This window comes from Sorangium sp. So ce302, from assembly GCF_051530145.1.
Taxonomy (GTDB): domain Bacteria; phylum Myxococcota_A; class Polyangia; order Polyangiales; family Polyangiaceae; genus Sorangium; species Sorangium cellulosum_B.
Genome location: NZ_CP150326.1, coordinates 3,682,425 through 3,701,076 on the forward strand (window position 1 = coordinate 3,682,425; position 18,652 = coordinate 3,701,076).

The window sequence follows — 18,652 nt, forward strand, 5'->3', positions numbered from 1 at the left end:
CTCCCATGCCCGATCCCTACATCTACCAGCGTGACATCGAGACGTACGGCCGCCTCACCGCGTCGCAGATACAGAAGCTCGTCCTGCCGGTCGACGCGGGGTTCGTGACGGCGCTGCGCACCGTCACGGCGCGCCTCGACGCCGCGACCGAGGCCCTGCGCAAGGCGAAGCTGGACGCGACGGCCGCTCCCGTGCCTGCCAGCGCGTCCCGCGGCTCGAGGGGCGGCCGGGCCAATCCGGTCGCGGCGGGCCGCGGCCTGCTGTGCCGCCTCGTGGAGCACGCCGCCTCGCGGCCCAACGGGGTCGCGCTGGCCCGCGAGCTCCTCCACGGCCAGACGCTCGCCACCGTGCTGCGCCGCCGCCCCGCGGCGCTCGCCGCGGCGCTGACCCACGCGATCGAGGTGCTCGAGCAGCACGAGGGGCAGCTGCCCGAGCGCGAGGCATGGACGGCCGGCCTCGAGCGCTCCCGGGACGCCCTCGAGCCGCTCATCCGGAGCGTGCGCAAGACCCGGCTCGCGCGCCGCACCATGACTCCGGCGATGAAGGCCGCGCGCGACGAGTGGATCAACACCTATCGCGCGGCGAAGCTCCTCGTGGAGTGTGTGCTCCGGCTCCACGGCAAGACGTCGTTGATGCCGGAGATCTTCGGCGATCTCCCGCGCGCCCCCCGCGCCGCCGCCGTGGCTACCGCCGCGCGACGCCCGCCGGCCAGCGCGCCCGCGCACGCGTGACGATTCCGCTGCTCACGCCGGAGCTCGACCCGCGCCGACACGTGGCCTCGGGCCGGGCCACCCGGAATACGCTCGTTCCTACCCGCCCCCGAGGTGCGCCCGGAAGAAACGCACGAGGTGTCCATACTGGAGCACCTGGTTCTCCCGCTTCTGCGCGCCGTGCCCCTCGTCGGCGAACAGGATGAGCTCGGACGGGATCTTCCTTGCCTCCAGCGCCTGCTGGATCTGCACCGACTCACCCGCAGGGACCCGCGGATCCGACACGCCCTGCACGATCAGCAGAGGCGACTTCACCCGATCGAGGTACGTGATCGGCGAGAGCTTGAGCAACGCGTCCCGATCCTTCTCGGGATCACCGTACTCGGAGATCCGGAGGATGCGCCGGTAAGGCGCCGTGTTCTGGAGGAACGTCACGAGGTTGCTCATCCCGACGACGGCCGCGCCCGCGTCGTACGCGCCGGCGAACATGGTCATGCCGATCAGCGAAGAATAGCCGCCATAACTGCCGCCGAAGATTCCGACCTTCGGCGGCCGGCCCTCGTGGCCGAAGCTCGCCTTGACGAACTTCGCGGCGTCCTCGATGTCCGTGATGACGTCGAGCCGCTTCGCGCCGTCGTCGGCGTGCAGCCACGTCTTGCCGTAACCGTCGCTCCCGCGGACGTTCGGCTCGACGAACACGAACCCGGCGTCCACGAAGATCTGCGCCCGCGCGCTGAACCCAGCCCTGGTCTGGACCTCCGGGCCGCCGTGGAAATGGACGATCACCGGACAAGGCCGCTCGCACCGCGCAGGGCGGCGCACGAACATCGGGATCTGCGCCCCGTCGCGCGCTGGATAGGACTCCAGCGTGGTCGCCGAGAATGCGCCCGGCGCCATCTCGGGCATGCTCGGAGCGTGCCACTGCGAAAGCCTGCCAGTCGTCCAGTCGAGGACATGCGCCGTCGCCGGGGACGTCGAGGTCTCCAGGAGCAGCGTCGTGAACCGGCCGTCCCGCGTCGTCGAGACCGGGGTCACATGATCCGCCGCCGGGAGCGCGGGCAGCTTGATCTCGCGGTGCGACCTCGCGTCGAGCGCGCGGAGCCGCGTGTAGCCCCGCTCGTTCACCGTGTAGAGGATCCTCTTCCTCGCCCGATCGATGGAGAACGCGCTGACGTCGAACGGGATCTCCGGCGAGATCGGCGTGAGCTTCCCCGCCTTCCAGCTGTAGAGCCGGCGGTGCTCCCCGAGGCGCGGCGTGAGCACGAGGATCTCGCCGGGCGCCGCGCCGTACAGGGCCTTGTAGTCCTCGCGCTCGCCCTGCCCGAAGAGGGGAGTCAGCGCGTCGGCGCCCGGAGCGGCCTTCGCGCCAGGCGCCCACTCGAAGAACTCGCTCATGTTGGAGCCCACGTCCTTCGCGAGCAGCAGGCGGCCGTCGCCCGTGGCGTCCACGGCGCGCCAGATGCCCTCGCGATCGAACACGACCTCTCGCTGCCTCGACGCGATGTCGTACCGGTAGATGACGTACGCGTCCTTCTTGACGTCGTTGGCCCGATAGTAAACGTGTCGCCCGTCGTCGGAGACGAGCTGGAGCTGCGTCTGCACGCCGGGCATGTGCTGGATGGCGACGAGCGGGCCGCCCTTCGCGTCCTGTAGGTAGAGCCCGGGGTTCTCCTCGCCCTTGCGGTCGCGCGAGAGGACGAGGCGCGCGCCGTCCGGCGTGACGTCCGCCACGACGGTCGGATCCTCGCCGCCCGTCAGCTGCAGCGGGAAGCGCTGCGGCCCGTCGAGCCGGAAGACCTGCCTCGTCCCCGTGATCGTCCACGTGAAGTAGAGCGCCCTGCCATCCGGCCCGAGGACGCCTCCGGAAGGAGCGCGCACGTCGAGCATGGCCTGGATCCGGCGCGAGACGTCGTCCGGGAGCGGAGGCGGCGCGTAGCGCGCCAGGATCTCCGGAGAGACGCTCGCCGCGCCGTGCCCCGCGTACCCGGGCCGCTCCGGCGCGGGCGTAGACCGCGGCGGTCCTGCGGGCGAAGGCGGCGCCGGAGGCGCGGACGCGGCAGGCCGAGGCGCAGCCGCCGGAGGGACCGGCGGGGCCGGCGCGCACGCCGCGGAGAGGGCGAGGGAGCCGAGCAAGCCGAGCAAGGAGCGCCGCGTGGCGCCATGGCGCCTGCGCTGCGTCGAGGAGGACGACATGCGGCGCATTTCGCCGGAGCGGGCGCATGCCGGCAAGGTCAAAGGCCGCGGGGCGCGGGCAAGGTCAACAGGCCGCGGGGCGCGGGCCCGCCTCAGTCGGGCTCGCCGGGGAGCTTCGCGCGGCCGAGGGCCGCTTCCGCCGCCGCCAGCTGCGCCGCGAGCTTCCGCAGCTCCTCGGCTTCCTCGCCCTGGAGCGAGATGTTCGGGACGAGCGCGTTCAGGGCGCGGCGGTTGTACGCGAGCCCGAGCGGCGAGCCCTTCTCGAGGTTCATCACCATCGACTCGGCCAGCACCGCCAGCGCCTCCCGGTGCAACCCCTTCGCCGAGAGCACCTCCGCGAGCGCGGCCGTCGAGCGGGCCAGGCCGAGCAGGTCGCCGAGCGCCTCCTCGGCCTCGATCGCGGCGGTCAGGCGCTGCGTCGCGCGGTCGAGGCGGCCGTTGCGGAGCTCCAGCCGGCCGATCGTCTCCCACACCCGGGCGAGCTCCCGGGTGTCGCCGAGCTGCTTGTAGGCGCGCTCCGCGGCGAGCGCGTGGTCGAGGCCCATCGACAGCGCGTCGGACTCGCGCCCGGGGCGGGCGGGGACGTGGAGCGGGATCCGCGCGAAGAGGTGGTCGGTCTCGGCGAGCTCGACGCGCGCCGACGGATCGACCCGGGCCCGCTCCTCGAAGGTCCGGCGCGACTCGATCAGGAGGTGCGTCGCGCGGACGGGATCGCCCATGCGCACGTGGACCGCCGCCTGATCGTTGAGCAGCCGGGCCGCGCCGAGCGCGTCTCCGGCGTCGAGCAGCTGGCGGCTCGCGGTCGCGAGCTCCTCCAGCGCGCGCTCCAGCGAGCGCGCGTCGCCCATGTCGTAACAGACGCCGGCGATGAGCGCGGCGACCTCGGCGTGCAGCTCCGGCGGGTCGCCCTGCGCGAGGAGCGCGCGCGCGGCGTCGAGCACCTCGAGCGCGCCCGCGAGCGTGCTGGCGGGGTCCGGACCGGCCGCCTGCCATTGCACCCGAGCGATGCCCCCGAGCGCGCCGATGCGGAGCCGGCGGCGCGCGGGCGTGGCCGGCATGCCGTCGAGCAGGGAGAGCGCCTTCCGCCCGTAGCTCAGCGCCTGGGCGTACGCGCCCATGTCCGCCGCCTCGACCGCGGCCGCGCAGTAGCGCCGCGCCGCTTCCTCGTGCTCGCCCGCCTCGGTCAGGTGCGCCGCCGCGCGGACGTCGTGAAGGTGGCGTCCAGCGCCGTGCGCCGCCGCGCTCGCGGCGCCCGCTGCCTCGGCGCGATCGGGCGCCACGGGCGCCGGGTACATGGACACGCCGAGCGGCGCCGCGGCGCGCAGGGACTCGGCCGCGGCGCGCCCGGCGACGGAGTCGGTCGCTGCCGGCCAGGAGAAGGCGTGGCGGGATCCGGAAGACGATCGCTCGGACAGCGCGGCAGGGACGCGCAGCGAGGCCCCGCGGGCCGAGCGGCTCGGCTCGTCCGGGAAGGCGCCGCCGAGGGACGCGAGATCGCGGGGCACCCGCATCGGCCCCGGGATGGGCGCGTCGAGCGAGTCGGGCGGGGCGTCGAACATGATGGACTCGGGTGGCTCCGAGACGCGGCGGCTCTCGGGGCTGCGGTGGAACAGATCGGCGTAGGGCCACGCAGGATTGCCGGGCTCTGCGGGGGCCATCGGCGCGGGCCTGTCCTGGGTGACGCGCGGCGGCGCGCGGCGCGTGTTGCTCATGGACGCACCGCCCGTATGGGCCATGGCTGGCGGCGGCCTCAGCGTCTCGGCCGCCCGCGGCACCCCGCCGCGCACCACCGAGAGCGTGGGGTCGGCGGTCTTCTCCCACTCATCGGCGGTCGCCGCGCCGCCGGCCTCGGGGGTCGGCCCGCCGGCGACGGGCACGCCGGGCGAAGCGGCCGCTGGTGACGCCGTCGACGGCCACGGGCCCGCTGGCGGGGGCGCGGCGGCCATCGTGCGCGGCGTCGCCATGGCGGGCAACGACGCGGACGGCGGCGCCGTCGAGAGCGGCGGCGCCCCGGCCTTTGCCTGCGCAGCGGCGGCCCTCGTGGTCGGGTCGTCGCCGCGAGGCACGCCGAGGTTCGCTCCGCCGATGACGTGCCGCTCGACGGTCGACGTGAGGATGGCCGCGCTCTGGGTCGGCGGCGCCGCGGCATGAGCCAGCGCCGCCGCGGCATGGGCGGGCGCCGCCGCGGCATGGGTCGCCTGGTGATCGGCCGCGACGACGCCCAGCGCGGCGCGCGGCTCGCGCGCGGCCGGGGCGTCCGGCTCGGTCCGCTCCTCGCTGAGCAGCGTCGCGAGCCGCCGGTGCCACACGCGGGCGAGCGACGGGAGGATCGATCCGCGGAGCGTATCGACGGTCTCCTGCGGGAGATGGAAGCGCCCGTCGCCGCGGTCCTCGACCGGAACACCCGCGTCCGCGGCGCGCTGCAGCGCCTCGAGCACGTCGAGCGTGTCCACGCGGAGGAGCGCGGCGACGAGCTCACTCTCGAACCCCGAGCCGACGATCGCGCCGGCTCGGAGCACCCGGAGCACCTCGCCGGGCAGCTCGCGCACCGCGACCTGCTGCTGCGGCGGCGGGGGCGTGGTCGCGCTCGTCAGCGTGATCGCGCCGTCGGCCGGCCGGAGGAGCGCGTCGGCTCCGCAGGCGGCGCGCATCGCGTCGACCAGGCCGCCTGCGGGGCCGGTCGGCGCGTGCAGGCGGAAGGAGAGGACGAGCGCGACGCGGAGCGCGTCGGGGCGGGACACCACCCGGCGCAGCACGTCGAGCGTGGCAGGATCGGCGTGCTCGACCGCGTCGAACACGATGGCCCACGTGCGATCCGCCCGCTGCGCGAGGCGGTTGGCGGTCTCGATGAACTCGGCGTCCACCATCAGCTCGTGCACGTCGCCGAGGAGGCGGCGCCGGAGCCCCGGGGCGGCGCGGCTGCGCGCCTGATCGAGCGTCGGCTGCGCCCCGCCGGCGAGGCGCTCGATCTGGATCCGCGCGTCGCGCAGCGGTCCGAGCGTCATCTCGGGGACGTCGCAGCGCACGCGCACGATCCGCAGCCCGAGCCGTGCCGGCGGATCCCCGGGGACGATGTTCAGCAAGGCCGTGTGCCGGCCCTCGGAAATGCGCTGCCAGAGCTGTTCCACGGTCCGCTCCTCCTCTCTCCAGGCGCACACGGCCCAGAGCGGGGCGCATCGTCGTGCGCTACGGGATCATCCGCGTCGTTCGGCTCGCTGCGGCGTACTTTCGTACGCCTCGCTCGCCTGCCTCGCGGCTGAGCCCGTATCCTACGAGCCTGCACCCTGCTCTAGTATCCCCAGAGGAACTCCGCGCGGGCGAACGCCGTGAAATAGCTCCCCGGACCGTCGCCCGCGCCAGGGAGGAGCAGCGTGTACTTGCCGGCGAAGCCGGCGGCGAACTCGCGATTGAACGCGTAGTCGATGCCGAACGGGATGGAGACCCCGAACTGCCCCCGGTGGCAACCCGGCTGGCCAGACGAGCCGCAGGGCGCGAGGCGCACACTGTCGTACGCGCCGGTCATGAGGCCGACGTAGGGGACCCACTGCAGAATATCGATGACGTACGTGGCGCCGGCGGACGCGCCGAGGAGCATGAGATCGCCCCCCGGGTGGGACGCGGTGTTGACCTCGGCGACCGCGTTGAAGGCGTCCGTGAGCCCGTAGGCGAGGTGCAGGCTGCCGCCGATCCCCGGGTACGTCCCGCCGTCCGCGAGGAGCGCGTACCCGACGCCGGCGCCGGCATGCCATTGCCGTTCAAAGGCGTCGGCCCGCGAGGGGGCGAGGAGCGCGAGGAGCGCGAGCGCGGCGGAGGTCAGCAGGGCGACAGGGGAGCATCTCATGGTCGGTTGCGGCGAGCAGCCCGGAGCGCCCCCGCGGCGAACCATGGATCGAGGGCGACGACGGCGCGCGCCGGGCGCTCGATGGGCGCGCGCGGCCGAGGCTAGCACGCGCGCCGCAGGACATGTTCAGCGGAGCTGCTCGCGCCGACGCGGGGCCCGCGACGCCCCCGCGTCCTCCTCCTCGAACTCGTCGGCGTAGATGCGCGCCGCGGGGTCGGCCGCGCCCTCGCCCGGATCGATGCGGAGCGACGGCCGGGAAAAGCGGACGGCGGACGCCCCCGAGATCCCGGGGAAGGTGTAGAGGATCTCGCCGCGCTCGCCGATCTCGACGCCCACGTCGCCGGGGCGCTCCTTGGCGAGCTCCGTGAGCAGGGCGTCCGCCTCCGGGGCCGGCAGGTCGAGCGCGACGCCGACCTCCTGCGCCGTGAGCGGGCGGCGGCGGTGCGACGCGAGCGAGAAGATCGCCTGAACCTGTGCGTCGCGCGAGGCCTTCGCCCCGGAGCGAGAGAGCTTCCGTCCGCCCAGCAGGAGGAGCAGGCCGAAGGCGAGGGCGACGAAGCCGATCGGCAGGCCGATCGCGAGGCCGGCGATCGACCCCGGGAACAGCGCGGCCGCGCCCAGCCCGAGGAGGAGCGCCAGCGCGGTCCCGCCGACCAGGACCAACCAGCCGAGCACGCCGGCGACCGCGCCGCCGACCCTGGACGGCTGCCCCGCCAGGCTGACCGATTTGCCCGCGAACGGCAGGCGCTCCCGACCGCACGCGGTGCAGTACGCGGCGAGCCCGCGGTGGATGACGGGCGCGTTCTTTCCGCAATGAGGACACATGAGGACTCCCCCGCGAGCAGATCGTCGCGAGCCAGGCCGTAGCGTAGGAATGAAGCCCCTCCGCCGCCAGGTGTGCGACCGCGGGATCTCCAGGTTTTTCGCGGTCCCGCCGCGCGGGTCGGCGTCGGTCGGCGTCGGTCAGCGTCGGCCAGCGTCAGATTCCGAGGTAGCGCGCGATCTCGGCGCGGGCCGGGTCGGAGGCCACGGCGCGCAGGGCGTCGTACCGGCGTTGCCATGCGGCCGCGCTGCCTTCATCTCCACGCCATCGCGCCGCCTCGGCGCGGGCGAATGCATAGCGCCGGAGCGAGAAGCGCGAGGCGTCGAGCGCGAGGAAGGCGTCGAGCCACACCTCGGGATCGCCCTCGCCGTCGCCGAGCAGCTGGGCCGACAGCGCGGCGTACGGGACGAGCGCGGGCGGCGCGTCGCCGCGCCGGCGGAGGGCGGCGTAGCGGAGCGCGCGGCGCGTGGGCGGCGGCGCGTCGCGCGCGGCGCTCCAGGCGGAGAGCGCGCGCGAGAGCGCCGGCTGGTCGTCGCGCGCCCAGGGCGCGTCGAGGCTCGCGAAGCCGACCCACGGCCAGGCGGCGGCGTGGTCCGCGGTCAGCTGGGCGGGCGGGCTGCCCTGTCGGAGCGGCGAGTCGCCCGGAGGGAGCGCGAGGGAGAGCCGGGTCCACCGCGATCGCGCGTCGAGCAGGGCGAGCTCCGCGCCGGCAGGCATCGCCTCGCCGGCGGGGTCCACCGCGCGCGCGGCGGCGGCCTCCTCGTCGGCGAGCACGGCCGCGCGCGCGGCGTCGCGCCGGCGCCCGCTCGAGGCGAGGAGCTCGGCGCGCTGCAGGAGCACGGCCGCGCGGAGCGCTGGCGGCGCGGCGGCGAGATCGACGCGCTCGACGAGGTCGAGCGCGCGATCGCGCTGGCCGACGAGGGCCCACGCGCTCGATCGCGCGAGCGCGCGGGCCGCCTCCGGCGCGAGCGAGTCAAGGCGATCCAGCGCGTCGACCGCCCGGGGCGCGTCGCCTTCGAGCGCGAGCTCGCGGGCGGCGCGCAGCGCGAGCGCGCCCGCGGCCGCGCGCAGCGCGTCGGCCTGTGACGGCGAGAGCTGGGGGGCGGCGGCCAGCTCGGCGGCGCGCGCGGCGGCGCGCGCGCGCAACGACCCGGCGATCACGGGCCTCGCGAGCCCACGCTCCGGGAGCCAGTCGAGCGCGCGCAGCGAGCTCGCAGGCAGCGCCGTCGGCGCGCGGGGCTCCGCGCGCGCCGGGGCGCCGTCGAGGCTTGCCTCTCCGGCCGCGGGCTCGTCCCCATCGTCGTCCGGCCGCGCGAGCGCGGCGGCTTCGGCCGCGTCGAGCGCCTCGTCCTTCGCCAGCACGACGGCGAGCAGATCGCCGCGGGCCTCGGGATCGAGCGCGGCCGAGGTGCCGAGCAGGTCGCGGATCGCGCGCGTCGCGCGCTGCGTCGCCTCGGCGGCGTCCTTCCGGGCGGCGGCGAGGCGGGCGCGCTGCGCGAGCCGCACCTCCACGGCGTCGGCCACGCCGGCCTCGGGGGCTTCTGGCATCGGCGGAGGCTCCACGCCGGCCCGGGCGGCGCAGGCGACGAGGACGGCGCGGACCTCGCCCCAGTTGCGCGCCATGCCGGCGTAGCGCCTCGATGCCCGGTCGTCCTGGTTGAGCGTCAGGAGCTCGATGCCGCGCTTCGCCTCGGCGCTCGCGCCGAGGCAGAGGATCGCGCCGGTGGTCGTGCGCAGATCCTCGTCGCGGGGCTCCATCGCCGCGTACTCCTTGGCGATCGCGAGCGCGCGCTGCAGGTCGCCCTCGGTGAGCGCCGCGCGGAGGGTGTGCACGCGCACGTGCCAGTCGGTCCAGCGGTCCGGCTGCAAGAGGAGCGTGCGGCGATCGCCGAGCCTCGCCGCCTCGCGGCCGAGGCTCGGCGCGCCGCAGGCGGGCCCGAGCTCATCGAACGTGACGCGCCCGGTCCCGGCGGCGACCGTGGCCTGGGCCGTCGCCACCGCCTCGGTCGCGCCGACGAGCGCCGCGCCATCCGGCCGGCCGACCGCGGCGTCGGTGTAGTCGGCGATCGCTGCGCGCACGCCGAGCTCCTCGGCCAGCTCGCTCGCCGCCCTGTGGGTCCAGGGCAGCCGCGACGGCAGCGCGAACCAGCGGATCTCGGGCCTGCAGTCGGGCAGCGCCGGGCCGCGCGGCGCCTCGATCGAGGCGAGGCACGCGGCGGCGGTGCGCGTGCCCACGAGGATCGCCGCGACAAGGCCAAGGAGAGCGAGCGCGGGCACGGCCACGGCCGCCGCCGCGAGCGCCAGGGCGAGGGGGCGCCGCCAGGGCGGCCGCGCGGTCGATGCGTCGCGGTGGAGCGGGGAGCTCCCGTCGCGCTCACGGGGCCGTGGGGTGGGCTGCGCGCACACGGGACGGCTTTTAGCCCACGGCACGGCCGAGCGACACTGCCTCCGCGACGCAGCGTGCTCCACGTCCCGGGCGCCGGCGTCACCCGCGGAGCGCGCGCCGTGCGACGCGCAACGTCGGCGCGCTCTCGCCCCGGAGGCCGGCGCGCGCCTAGGGCGCGCTCCGGCCCTCGGCGGCGCTGGCCTCCGGGGCGAGGAGCGCGCCCGCGAGATCCGTGACCGCCGACAGATCCTCGACGCAGGCGACGTCGAGCTCGAGCCCGCGGGTGAGCAGCGGCGCGCTGGCGAGGGCGACCTCGGCGACGCTGAGCTTCCGCCCGGTGAGCTGGTGGAGCGACGTCACGCCGTGCTCTCGGATGCCGCAGGGCACGATCAGCTCGAACGCCTTGAGGTCCACCGCGATGTTGAACGCGAAGCCGTGCATCGTGAGCCATCGCGACAGGCGCACGCCGATCGCGCCGAGCTTCGCGATCTCGCGCGCCCACTCGGCGCCGCCCCACGCCTCCGGGGCGGCGCGATCGACCCAGACGCCGATCATGCCGTCGACCACGCCGCCCTCGACGTGGTGCTCGCGCGCGAGCAGGATCATCACCTCCGCGAGCGAGCGCACGTACCTGCGCACGTCGCAGCGGTCCGGCCTGAGATCGAGCAGCGGGTAGCACACGAGCTGGCCGGGGCCGTGGTAGGTGACGTCGCCCCCGCGCCCCGTCGCGACGAGGTCGATGTCGCGCTCGTCCAGCGCGCGGGCGTCGAGGAGCACGTTCTCGGGGTTCGCTCGCGGGCCGAGCGTGATCACGGGATCGTGCTCGAGGAGCAGGATCGTGTCGCCGATCCGCCCCTGCGCGCGCGCCTCGACGAGCTGCTTCTGCAGATCGTGGATCGGGGCATAGCGGCGCCGGCCGATCCACACGGCGCGCGCGCGCCTCGGCCGGGGCGCCTCGACGGCCGTCGTCTGGCCGTTCGCGGGCTGGAGGAGGTCGCGGAGCGAGGTGGTCGGCATGGCTACTCCGGGACCTTCTCGCCCCGCGCCCGCCGCTCCTCGCGGTAGGCCTCGATGTGCGTCGTGAAGGTGGCCGCGATCTCGGGGTCGAACTGCGAGCCCGAGCACCGCTCGATCTCGGTCACCGCGACCTCGTGAGGGAGCGCGCGGCGGTACGAGCGGTCGCTCGTCATGGCGTCGTACGTGTCGGCCACGGAGATGATGCGCGCGATGATCGGGATCTCGTTGCCCCGCATCCGGAGCGGGTAGCCGCGCCCGTCCCAGCGCTCGTGGTGCAGGTGCACGCCGGGGATGAGCGGGTGCAGGAACTTGATCGGGTCGAGGATGTCGCGCCCGTAGGCGGGGTGCCGCTTGAACACCTCGTACTCGTCGTTCGTGAGCTTGCCCGGCTTGTTCAGGTTGAGCACGCACCCGATCTTGCCGATGTCGTGCATGAGCGCGCTCTGCCGGACGATCTCGATCTCGTGCGGGCCGAGGCCGAGCCGCTGCGCCAGCAGCACGGCGTAGACGGCGACCCGATCCGAGTGGCCCGAGGTGTAGCGGTCCATCTTGTCGATCGCCTTGGCGAGGCCCTCGATCGTCTGCTGGAACGTCGCCTGGAGATCCTGGTAAAGGCGCGCGTTCTCGATCGCCGCGGCGGCGCGCGAGCCGATGATGCTGAGCAGCTTGCGCTGCCCCTCGTCGAAGCGCCTCGTCCGCGTGAACGACGCGACGGCGAGGAAGCCCATGAGCCGCTTCTGGATGCGGAGCGGCACGGCGACGAGCGACTGGAGCGGGAGCGCCGGCTCCGCCGCGAAGAACCTGAGCCCCTTCATGCCCTGCTCGAGGAGCTGCGCGTCGGGCCGGAAGTGATCGAGCACGAGCGCGGGGTCGAGCCGCCCGAGGTCGGCGCCCGCCGGGATGGAGGGGCCGCGGAGGTGCTGGCGCTCGAAGAAGCCGCCCTCGCCGTCGTCGAGCCAGGTCGAGATGAGATCGCCGCACACCTCGTGGAGGCAGCTGTCGGCGACGGTCTCCAGCACCTGGTCGAGCGAGAGGCTCGCCGCGATGGCCTCGCTCACCTTGTAGAGCGACACCGCCTCGCGCAGCCGGATGTTCTCGGCAGCCATCCGTTGCTTCTCGATCCCGCGCTGGACGACGTGCACCACCTCGTCCAGCTTGAACGGCTTGAGCACGTAGTCGTAGGCGCCGCGCTTCATCGCGTCGATCGCGGTCTCGACGGTGCCGAAGCCCGTCATGATGACCGTGAGCGCGTTCGGCGCCGTCTTGCCGATCTCATCCAGCAGCGCGATGCCGCCCATCCGCGGCATCTTGAGATCGCTGATCACGAGATCGTAGTGACCCTTCGTGAGCTCGTTCAGCGCGCTGGAGCCGTCCTCCGCCGTGCGGACGTAGTAGCCCTCCATGCCGAGGAAGTCGGCCAGCATGTCGCGGATCACCTTCTCGTCGTCCACGACGAGGATGCGAGGGCGGTCTTCTGGAAACGTGGACATGCGGCCGGTAAGCCTACCAGATCCGCTCGCAGCGCATCGCACCAAGGTGGGCGGGTCGGGCACAGGAGCGGACCCGCCTCGCCGGGGTGGCCGAGTGGCGGCGCGCGCCGCTCAGTCCTCGTCGCCGGTCGAGATGATGGGGTGCCGGATGGTCCGGGGCGACTCGTCCAGATCCGGGACGCGGATCGAAATGGGCCCGGGGCTGCGGATGGAGGGAGGAGGCGCGGACTCCGCGTCCTCGGGGCGGAGCGGGATCATCCTGCTGCTCGGCGCGGGCTCGTCGCTCGCGGTCGTCAGGACGGGCACGGCGCGCTGCTCGCCGAGGGCGTGCTTCTGCTCGAGGAAGCGGAGGACCGAGGGGCCGGTCGAGCGCTCCAGCGCGGAGCGCAGATCGCCGGGCAGCGTCGACTCGATGATCATCTTCACCCCGGTGCGGGGGTGCTCGATCTCGATGCGCACGAGGTGCACGAACGAGCGATCGAGCCCGTGCTTCTCCTCGAAGTACCGGTTCGTGGGCACGTGACCGTAGCGCTCGTCGCCGAGGATCGGGTGCCCGATCGCGGCGAGGTGCCGCCGGATCTGGTGCGTGCGCCCGCCGTCCGGGATGACGCGGAGGATCGAGTGGCCCGAGGCGACCGCGAGGCGGCGGTACCGCGTGCGCGCCGTGTACGTGCGCGTCCCTTCACGGAGATCGCGGGTGATCGCGCCCTTGCCCGGCGTGACGCCCTTGGCCGCGGCGAGGTAGATGAGGCGCCCCGTCTTCGCGAGCGCCTCGCCCCAGCGCGCGGCCGCCTCCTCGCTCCGCGCGAGCATGACCAGGCCGCTCGTGCCCGGATCCAGCGGGTGCACGATGATGGGCGTCGTCGTGCTGCCCGGGATGCGGGCGCACCGGGCGAGCAGCGAGCCGAGGTACTCCGGCTGCGTGGCCACCGGCTCGTGGGGGCCCTTCTCGACGACCAGCACGCCGTCGTCGTCGTAGATGACCTTCGGCGCGGGCGGGGGCGTCCGGCGGAGCGCGGCGATCGTCTCGATCTCCTCCGTGAGCGGGATCATGTCGAGCGGCGTGAGCTCCGTCGACGAGTACCCGAGGCGGCAGAAGTGATCGAGGTCGCGCGCGAGCGTGTCGGGATCACACGAGACGTAGACGAGCAGCGGCGCGCCGAGGCGCGCGATCGCCTCGCGCGCCGTCGGGGAGACGCCGCGGCGCGGCGGGTTGACCACGATGCCGTCGAACTTCTCCGAGCTGTGGACGAGGGAGCTGACGATCTCCGCGACGTCGCCGGTGCGCACCTCCACGCGCTGGCTGAGGCCCTGGGCCTCGGCCGCGGCGCGGGCGTTCGCCGCCGCGGGCGCGAAGGACTCGACCATGAGGACCCGATTGCCGCCCTGCGCGAGGGCGAGCGAGATCGCGCCCGAGCCGCCGTACAGATCCAGGATGCGCGGCGGCTCCTTGCGCCGGGAGGCGGGGCCGAGCGCGGCCTCTCCCTCGATGACGGGCCCGTCGTTCTCGAGCGACGCGATCTCGCGGAGCAGGAGGGCGTGCACGCGCGCGGCCTGCGCGCGGTGCGCCTGCACGAACGAGCCGAACGCGGCGATGTGGTAGGTCTGCCCGATCCGGTCCTCCGCGTGCGCGGCGCCGTCGAGCACGATCGTCTCGGGCCCGAGGATCTGCGGCGCCTCCGCGTCGTGGAAGTTCGCCGCGACGCCGATGACGCGCGGGAGCATCGGGCGGATGGCGCGGCCGGCCTCCCGCAGCTCGTCGCGCGTGCACGCGCGCTCGCGCTGCAGGACGAACGTGACCAGCACGAACGCCGGGTTGTCCTCTGTCGCTCCCGCCTCCGCGAAGAGCGGCGTCCCGGGCGCGAGGTGGACCTCGCGCAGATCGAGGGCGCGGAGCACGCCGCCCCTCGCCGGGTCGTACGGGAGGAGCAGCGGCCGGACCTCCGGCGGCGGCGACGCGATCAGCTCGCGCAGCCGCGAGGTGACCGCGGCGAGGGCCGGGGTGAGGACCCGGCAGCCCGGGATGTCGACGACCTCGTGATGTCCCGTGCGGCCGTACAGCCCGATCGCGCCGGAGGGGGCGACGATGAGCTTGGCTCGACCGCGATAGCCGGTGATCGGATCGGCCGGGATGACCGAGCTCGTCTGGAGCAGCCCGAGTGATGGGTAGTGCGCGGCTGCGGACACGACCCGAGCACGCTTGGTGCCGAGCTGCTCCGCGTAATCACCCGCGATGAGCGGACAGCCCGCGCACTCGACCGAGTGCGTGCACTCGATCAGCGTGTTCGGGATCTCGCCTGCCTTCAATGTGCGTCGCACGGGCCCGGACAAAACACCGCCGCCCGATCCCTCTGCGCTGGTGCTCTCGCCCAGCCCGTGCGGTCCTTCGATACCTGCGCCGGAAGCCATTCCGGGGGAGCTTACAGGGGCTCTCGGCCAGCGTCGAAGGTGTAAAGCGGAATCCGTCGAGCTTTTCGTCTGCGGCGCTCGGCGCGCCGGGGAGCGCTCTTGGATCCTGACGAGATCCCGCGCTTTCGCCGGGGTCTGCGCTATCTGCCCGGACGGTGAGCGGTCCAGGCCCCGCTCGCTCCGTCGAGCCAGCCGCCAGGCAACGCAGGGGCCAATGTGGGCGATCCCTGGCGCTGCTCCTTACCTCGGGCCGCGCCGTTCGCGACATCCGCGGTCGTAGCGTCGCAGCGCCCGGTCCGTCCCGCGCGCCTCGCGGGGGGCAGTGGTAGACTGAGCGCCTCTTGCGTCTTCCGATCGCTTCTCTCTTCGGCCTCCTGGCTGTGCTGCTCGCCCCTCCGGTGTTCGCCGGACCCGGCGACAAGGAGGCGAACCAGGGCATGAACGCAGCCAGAGGCGGCTTCTGCAAGCGGGCGATCCCGCTGCTCGAGTCCGCCGAGAGCCAGCGGCATCGCCCGAGCTCGGCGGTTCCGCTCGCCGACTGCTACGTCAAGCAAGGCGAGCTGCTGAAGGCCAGCGAGATCTATCACAAGGTCGCGAGCGAGAAGAAGGCGCCCGGCTACAACGCGCGGGATGTCGCGGCCATCACATCGGCCAAGAAGAAGGCAGCTCAGCTCGATGCGCGCATCCCGACGCTCGTCGTCACGCCGGCGGAGCCGTACGAGGGGCTGGTGGTCGAGATCGACGGGGAGGTGATCAGCGAGCCGTCGGCGCCGCACCGGTTCGATCCGGGCGAGGTGCTGGTGATCGTCGCCAGGGCCGAGGGCCACGAGGAGACGTCGCAGAAGATCACGCTGAAGGAGAAGCAGCGGCGCGAGATCAAGCTGCGCCTCAAGCCGAAGCCCGGGGGGAAGAAGCCGCCGGAGAAGCCGGTCGCGAAGAAGCCACCGGAGAAGCCGCCGGAGAAGCCGGTCGCGAAGAAGCCGGTCGCGAAGAAGCCGGTCGCGAAGAAGCCGCCGGAGAAGAAGCCGCCTCGCGCCGCCGAGAAGCCGGTCGCGAAGAAGCCGCCTCGCGCCGCCGAGAAGCCGGTCGCGAAGAAGCCGCGCGTCGCGACGGGCCCCGACGAGAGGCCGAAGCCCGCCGTCGAGATGCCCGAGCCCACGCCGCCCAGCCCGCGCAGGCAGCGCGACGTGTGGCTCGGCGCAGGCTTCCAGGGCTTCTTCATCCCTCAGCTCATGTTCGGGCTCCTCGGGGAAGGGGGGCGGGACGTCCTCGTCCCCGGCGGAGACATCTCGCTGTCCACGCGGCTCGGGCGGCGGTTCGATCTCGTCTTCTCGGTCGCCTACGCGCGCTTCTGGATGGACGAGGCGCCGTTCAAGCCGAAGGGGCACCCGGACACCGACTACGAGATCGTCGAGAGCGATCTCCAGGCGCTCCAGGCGGGGGTCCGCCTGGTCTGGAACATCCCGCTCGATCGAGACGAGCTGTTCGCCTTCCGCGTCGGGGCCGGCCTTGGCGTGGGCTGGACGTTCACGGGCGACCTCTACCGGACCCAGGCATATCCCGGCGACGCGGTGCCTGGCGACCCGGGCTCCTTCGTGCCGGGGGACCCGTACCGCTATGTGAAATGCCGCGGACCCAACAATCCGATCGGGAGCTTCCGGTACTGCAACGAGCTCGATTACGACGCGGATCACTACCCAGGCTATGTCGAGCCGAGCTGGTTCACCCGTCCCAAGGGGCGGCCTCAAGGCCTGCGGCCGCTCGTCTATCCGTGGCTCGTCCTGCCCGAGATAGGGCTCGCGCTTCGCCCGTGGGACCGCGTCGCGTTCGACCTCCGGGTCGGCGCCTCCGTGACGGGCCTGCTCGGAGGGCTCGGCATCCGCTTCGCCCTGTGATGCACCTCGCGCCGCGGACCGCGCGGCTCAGCGAGCGAGCTTCACGGCGCGGCCGAGCTTCCGGGACAGCACGGCATCGAGCGTGCTCCAGAGCTCTTCGCCCGACTTCTGGGCCACCCAGCGGTCCTCGGACGGCCGGTAGTCGAAGTGCCACGCGGCCCGCTCGGCGGCCATCCAGATCTGCCGCGCCGCGCGGTGGCTGTTGATGACGTACTTGATGCCGTCCTCGAACTCCAGGGTGAGGATGCCGCTCTGCAGGTCGGCCTCGACGCCGTCGGGGATCTCGTTGATCGCTCGATCCAGCGCGCGCAGCGACCGATCGGCCACGTCGTCGAACTCTCGCTCCGATAGGGGCTCTCCGCTCATGCCGATCCGCTTACAACGGCGCGCGCCGAGGCGGTACGGGGAAGCGCCGGCGCCCCCTCACTCCCAGGGGACCGTGTAGAGCTTCACGTTGGTCATCGCCTTCATCGCCTCGACGACGCCCTCCTTGATCCCGATGCCGCTGTCCTTGATCCCCCCGAACGGCGACAGCTCGGACCGGTACCCCGGCACCTCGCGCACGTTCACCGTGCCGCAGCGGAGCTCCCGCACGAGCCTGTGGACGCGCCCCAGGTCGTTCGTGCAGACGCCGGCGGAGAGGCCGTAGCTCGTCCCGTTCGCCACCGCGATCGCCTCGTCGATGTCCCTCACCCGCAGGATGGGCGCGTGCGGGCCGAAGGTCTCGTGCTGCACGGAGGGGGCGTCCCGCGGGACATGATCCATCACGGTGGGGCCGTACAGGGCCCCGCGGCGCTCGTTTCCGAACAGCAGCCGGGCGCCGCGCGCGAGCGTGTCCTCGGCCGCCGCCTCGAGCTGCCGCGCCGCGGCCTCGGAGATCACCGTCCCCATGTCGGTCGCCGGATCGAGCGGATCGCCCACCTTGATCTGCGCCGACGCGGCGGCGAGGCGGCCGGCGAACTCGTCGGCGACGCGCTCGCTCACGATGAGCCGCTTCACCGCCGAGCAGCGCTGCCCCGAGTTCCTGTAACAGCCGTACGCCGCGAGCCGCACGGCCTCGTCGAGATCGGCGTCGTCGAGCACGATGAGCGGGTCGTTGCCGCCGAGCTCGAGCACCGCGCGCCGGTAGCCGAGCAGGCCGGCGATGCGCTTGCCGATCTCGACCCCGCCGGTGAAGCTCACGAGCTCCACGGCCGGGTGGGTCACGAGCGCGCGCCCGATCTCCGCCGGATCGCCGGTCACGACGCTGAGCATGCCGGGCGGCAGCCCCGACTCGTGCAGCACGGCCGCGAGGTAGATCGCGGAGAGGGGCGTCTTCTCCGACGGCTTGAGCACCATGGAGCTGCCGCTCGCGACGCTCGGCGCGACCTTGTGGGCGACCTGGTTGAGCGGGTGGTTGAACGGGGTGATCGCCGTCACCAGGCGGAGCGGCTCGCGCAGCGTGTACCCCCGCCGGGGCTTGCCGTTCGCCGAGATGTCGAACGCGAGGCACTGGCCGTCGTCGCGGAGCGCTTCGTACGCGGAGAAGCGGAGCACGTCGAGCGCGCGCCGCACCTCATAGGCCGTGTCCTTGAGGCAGAGCCCGCTCTCCCACGTGATGAGCCGCGCCACCGCCCCCGCCTGCGCCTCGATGTGCGCCGCGGCGCGGAGCAGGATCTCGCTGCGCTCGTGGCGAGAGAGCCGCGGCGGGCCGGAGGAGGCGCTCGCGAGCGCCTCCAGCACCGCCCCCTCGTCGAGCCTCGGCACGCTGCCGATCACCTCCCCCGTGAACGGGTAGCGCACGAGGATGACCTCGTCCCGGTTCACCGGTCTTCCCCCGATCAGGCACGGAAAATGGAACGCTGGTCGATCGATTGAGAGCATCGAGCCCATCCCTGTCCCCCCTTCA

The 18,652-nt window shown here is 73.7% G+C and carries 12 protein-coding genes; 2 read left to right on the top strand and 10 right to left on the bottom strand.

All coding sequences use genetic code 11. The annotated features are described in order from the left end of the window. The first annotated feature begins 5 nt into the window (after positions 1-5). A complete protein-coding gene (locus WME73_RS14150; protein ID WP_437916029.1) occupies positions 6-731 on the top strand; it encodes a hypothetical protein in 726 nt (241 codons plus the stop codon). Positions 732-809: 78 nt separating this feature from the next. On the opposite strand, the gene WME73_RS14155 is transcribed toward WME73_RS14150, so the two are convergent. The 8 genes from WME73_RS14155 to WME73_RS14190 form a co-directional block, all read right to left on the bottom strand. Beyond that, entirely contained in the window at positions 810-2,903 is a 2,094-nt protein-coding gene (locus WME73_RS14155) for a S9 family peptidase (protein WP_437916030.1), read from the bottom strand. A gap of 92 nt (positions 2,904-2,995) precedes the next feature. After that, a complete protein-coding gene (locus WME73_RS14160; protein ID WP_437916031.1) occupies positions 2,996-6,031 on the bottom strand; it encodes a hypothetical protein in 3,036 nt (1,011 codons plus the stop codon). A 161-nt stretch (positions 6,032-6,192) separates the two neighbouring features. Continuing rightward, positions 6,193-6,744 (bottom strand): hypothetical protein, encoded by a 552-nt coding sequence (locus WME73_RS14165; protein ID WP_437745986.1) that lies wholly within the window; start codon positions 6,742-6,744, stop codon positions 6,193-6,195. Positions 6,745-6,870: 126 nt separating this feature from the next. Further along, positions 6,871-7,569 (bottom strand): hypothetical protein, encoded by a 699-nt coding sequence (locus tag WME73_RS14170; RefSeq protein ID WP_437745987.1) that lies wholly within the window; start codon positions 7,567-7,569, stop codon positions 6,871-6,873. 154 nt (positions 7,570-7,723) lie between these two features. Next, on the bottom strand, positions 7,724-9,973 hold the full coding sequence (locus WME73_RS14175) for a hypothetical protein (protein WP_437916032.1): 2,250 nt from the start codon (positions 9,971-9,973) through the stop codon (positions 7,724-7,726). 148 nt (positions 9,974-10,121) lie between these two features. Then, on the bottom strand, positions 10,122-10,970 hold the full coding sequence (gene lipB, locus WME73_RS14180) for a lipoyl(octanoyl) transferase LipB (RefSeq protein ID WP_437745989.1): 849 nt from the start codon (positions 10,968-10,970) through the stop codon (positions 10,122-10,124). A gap of 2 nt (positions 10,971-10,972) precedes the next feature. Continuing rightward, positions 10,973-12,460, bottom strand: coding sequence for an HD domain-containing phosphohydrolase (locus WME73_RS14185; RefSeq protein ID WP_437745990.1), 1,488 nt, complete (start codon positions 12,458-12,460; stop codon positions 10,973-10,975). A 111-nt stretch (positions 12,461-12,571) separates the two neighbouring features. Beyond that, positions 12,572-14,779 carry a pseudouridine synthase gene (locus WME73_RS14190; protein WP_437745991.1) on the bottom strand — a complete coding sequence of 736 codons (2,208 nt, stop codon included), beginning with the start codon at positions 14,777-14,779 and terminating at the stop codon, positions 12,572-12,574. A gap of 431 nt (positions 14,780-15,210) precedes the next feature. Here WME73_RS14190 and WME73_RS14195 point away from each other — a divergent pair, with 431 nt between their 5' ends. Beyond that, positions 15,211-16,764, top strand: a complete 1,554-nt coding sequence (locus WME73_RS14195) for a hypothetical protein (protein ID WP_437916033.1) — start codon at positions 15,211-15,213, stop codon at positions 16,762-16,764. Between the two features lie 27 nt (positions 16,765-16,791). Here WME73_RS14195 and cyaY read toward each other — a convergent pair whose 3' ends face one another. Next, positions 16,792-17,130 carry an iron donor protein CyaY gene (gene cyaY / locus WME73_RS14200; RefSeq protein WP_437745993.1) on the bottom strand — a complete coding sequence of 113 codons (339 nt, stop codon included), beginning with the start codon at positions 17,128-17,130 and terminating at the stop codon, positions 16,792-16,794. A 57-nt stretch (positions 17,131-17,187) separates the two neighbouring features. After that, positions 17,188-18,636, bottom strand: coding sequence for a phosphonoacetaldehyde dehydrogenase (gene phnY / locus WME73_RS14205; protein ID WP_437745994.1), 1,449 nt, complete (start codon positions 18,634-18,636; stop codon positions 17,188-17,190). Between the last annotated feature and the right edge of the window lie 16 nt (positions 18,637-18,652).

Coding starts and splice junctions, on each gene's coding strand:
- WME73_RS14150 (WP_437916029.1), top strand. CDS start 6: ATGCCCGATCCCTACATCTACCAGCGTGACATCGAGACGTACGGCCGC.
- WME73_RS14155 (WP_437916030.1), bottom strand. CDS start 2,903: ATGTCGTCCTCCTCGACGCAGCGCAGGCGCCATGGCGCCACGCGGCGC.
- WME73_RS14165 (WP_437745986.1), bottom strand. CDS start 6,744: ATGAGATGCTCCCCTGTCGCCCTGCTGACCTCCGCCGCGCTCGCGCTC.
- WME73_RS14170 (WP_437745987.1), bottom strand. CDS start 7,569: ATGTGTCCTCATTGCGGAAAGAACGCGCCCGTCATCCACCGCGGGCTC.
- lipB (WP_437745989.1), bottom strand. CDS start 10,970: ATGCCGACCACCTCGCTCCGCGACCTCCTCCAGCCCGCGAACGGCCAG.
- WME73_RS14185 (WP_437745990.1), bottom strand. CDS start 12,460: ATGTCCACGTTTCCAGAAGACCGCCCTCGCATCCTCGTCGTGGACGAC.
- cyaY (WP_437745993.1), bottom strand. CDS start 17,130: ATGAGCGGAGAGCCCCTATCGGAGCGAGAGTTCGACGACGTGGCCGAT.
- phnY (WP_437745994.1), bottom strand. CDS start 18,636: ATGGGCTCGATGCTCTCAATCGATCGACCAGCGTTCCATTTTCCGTGC.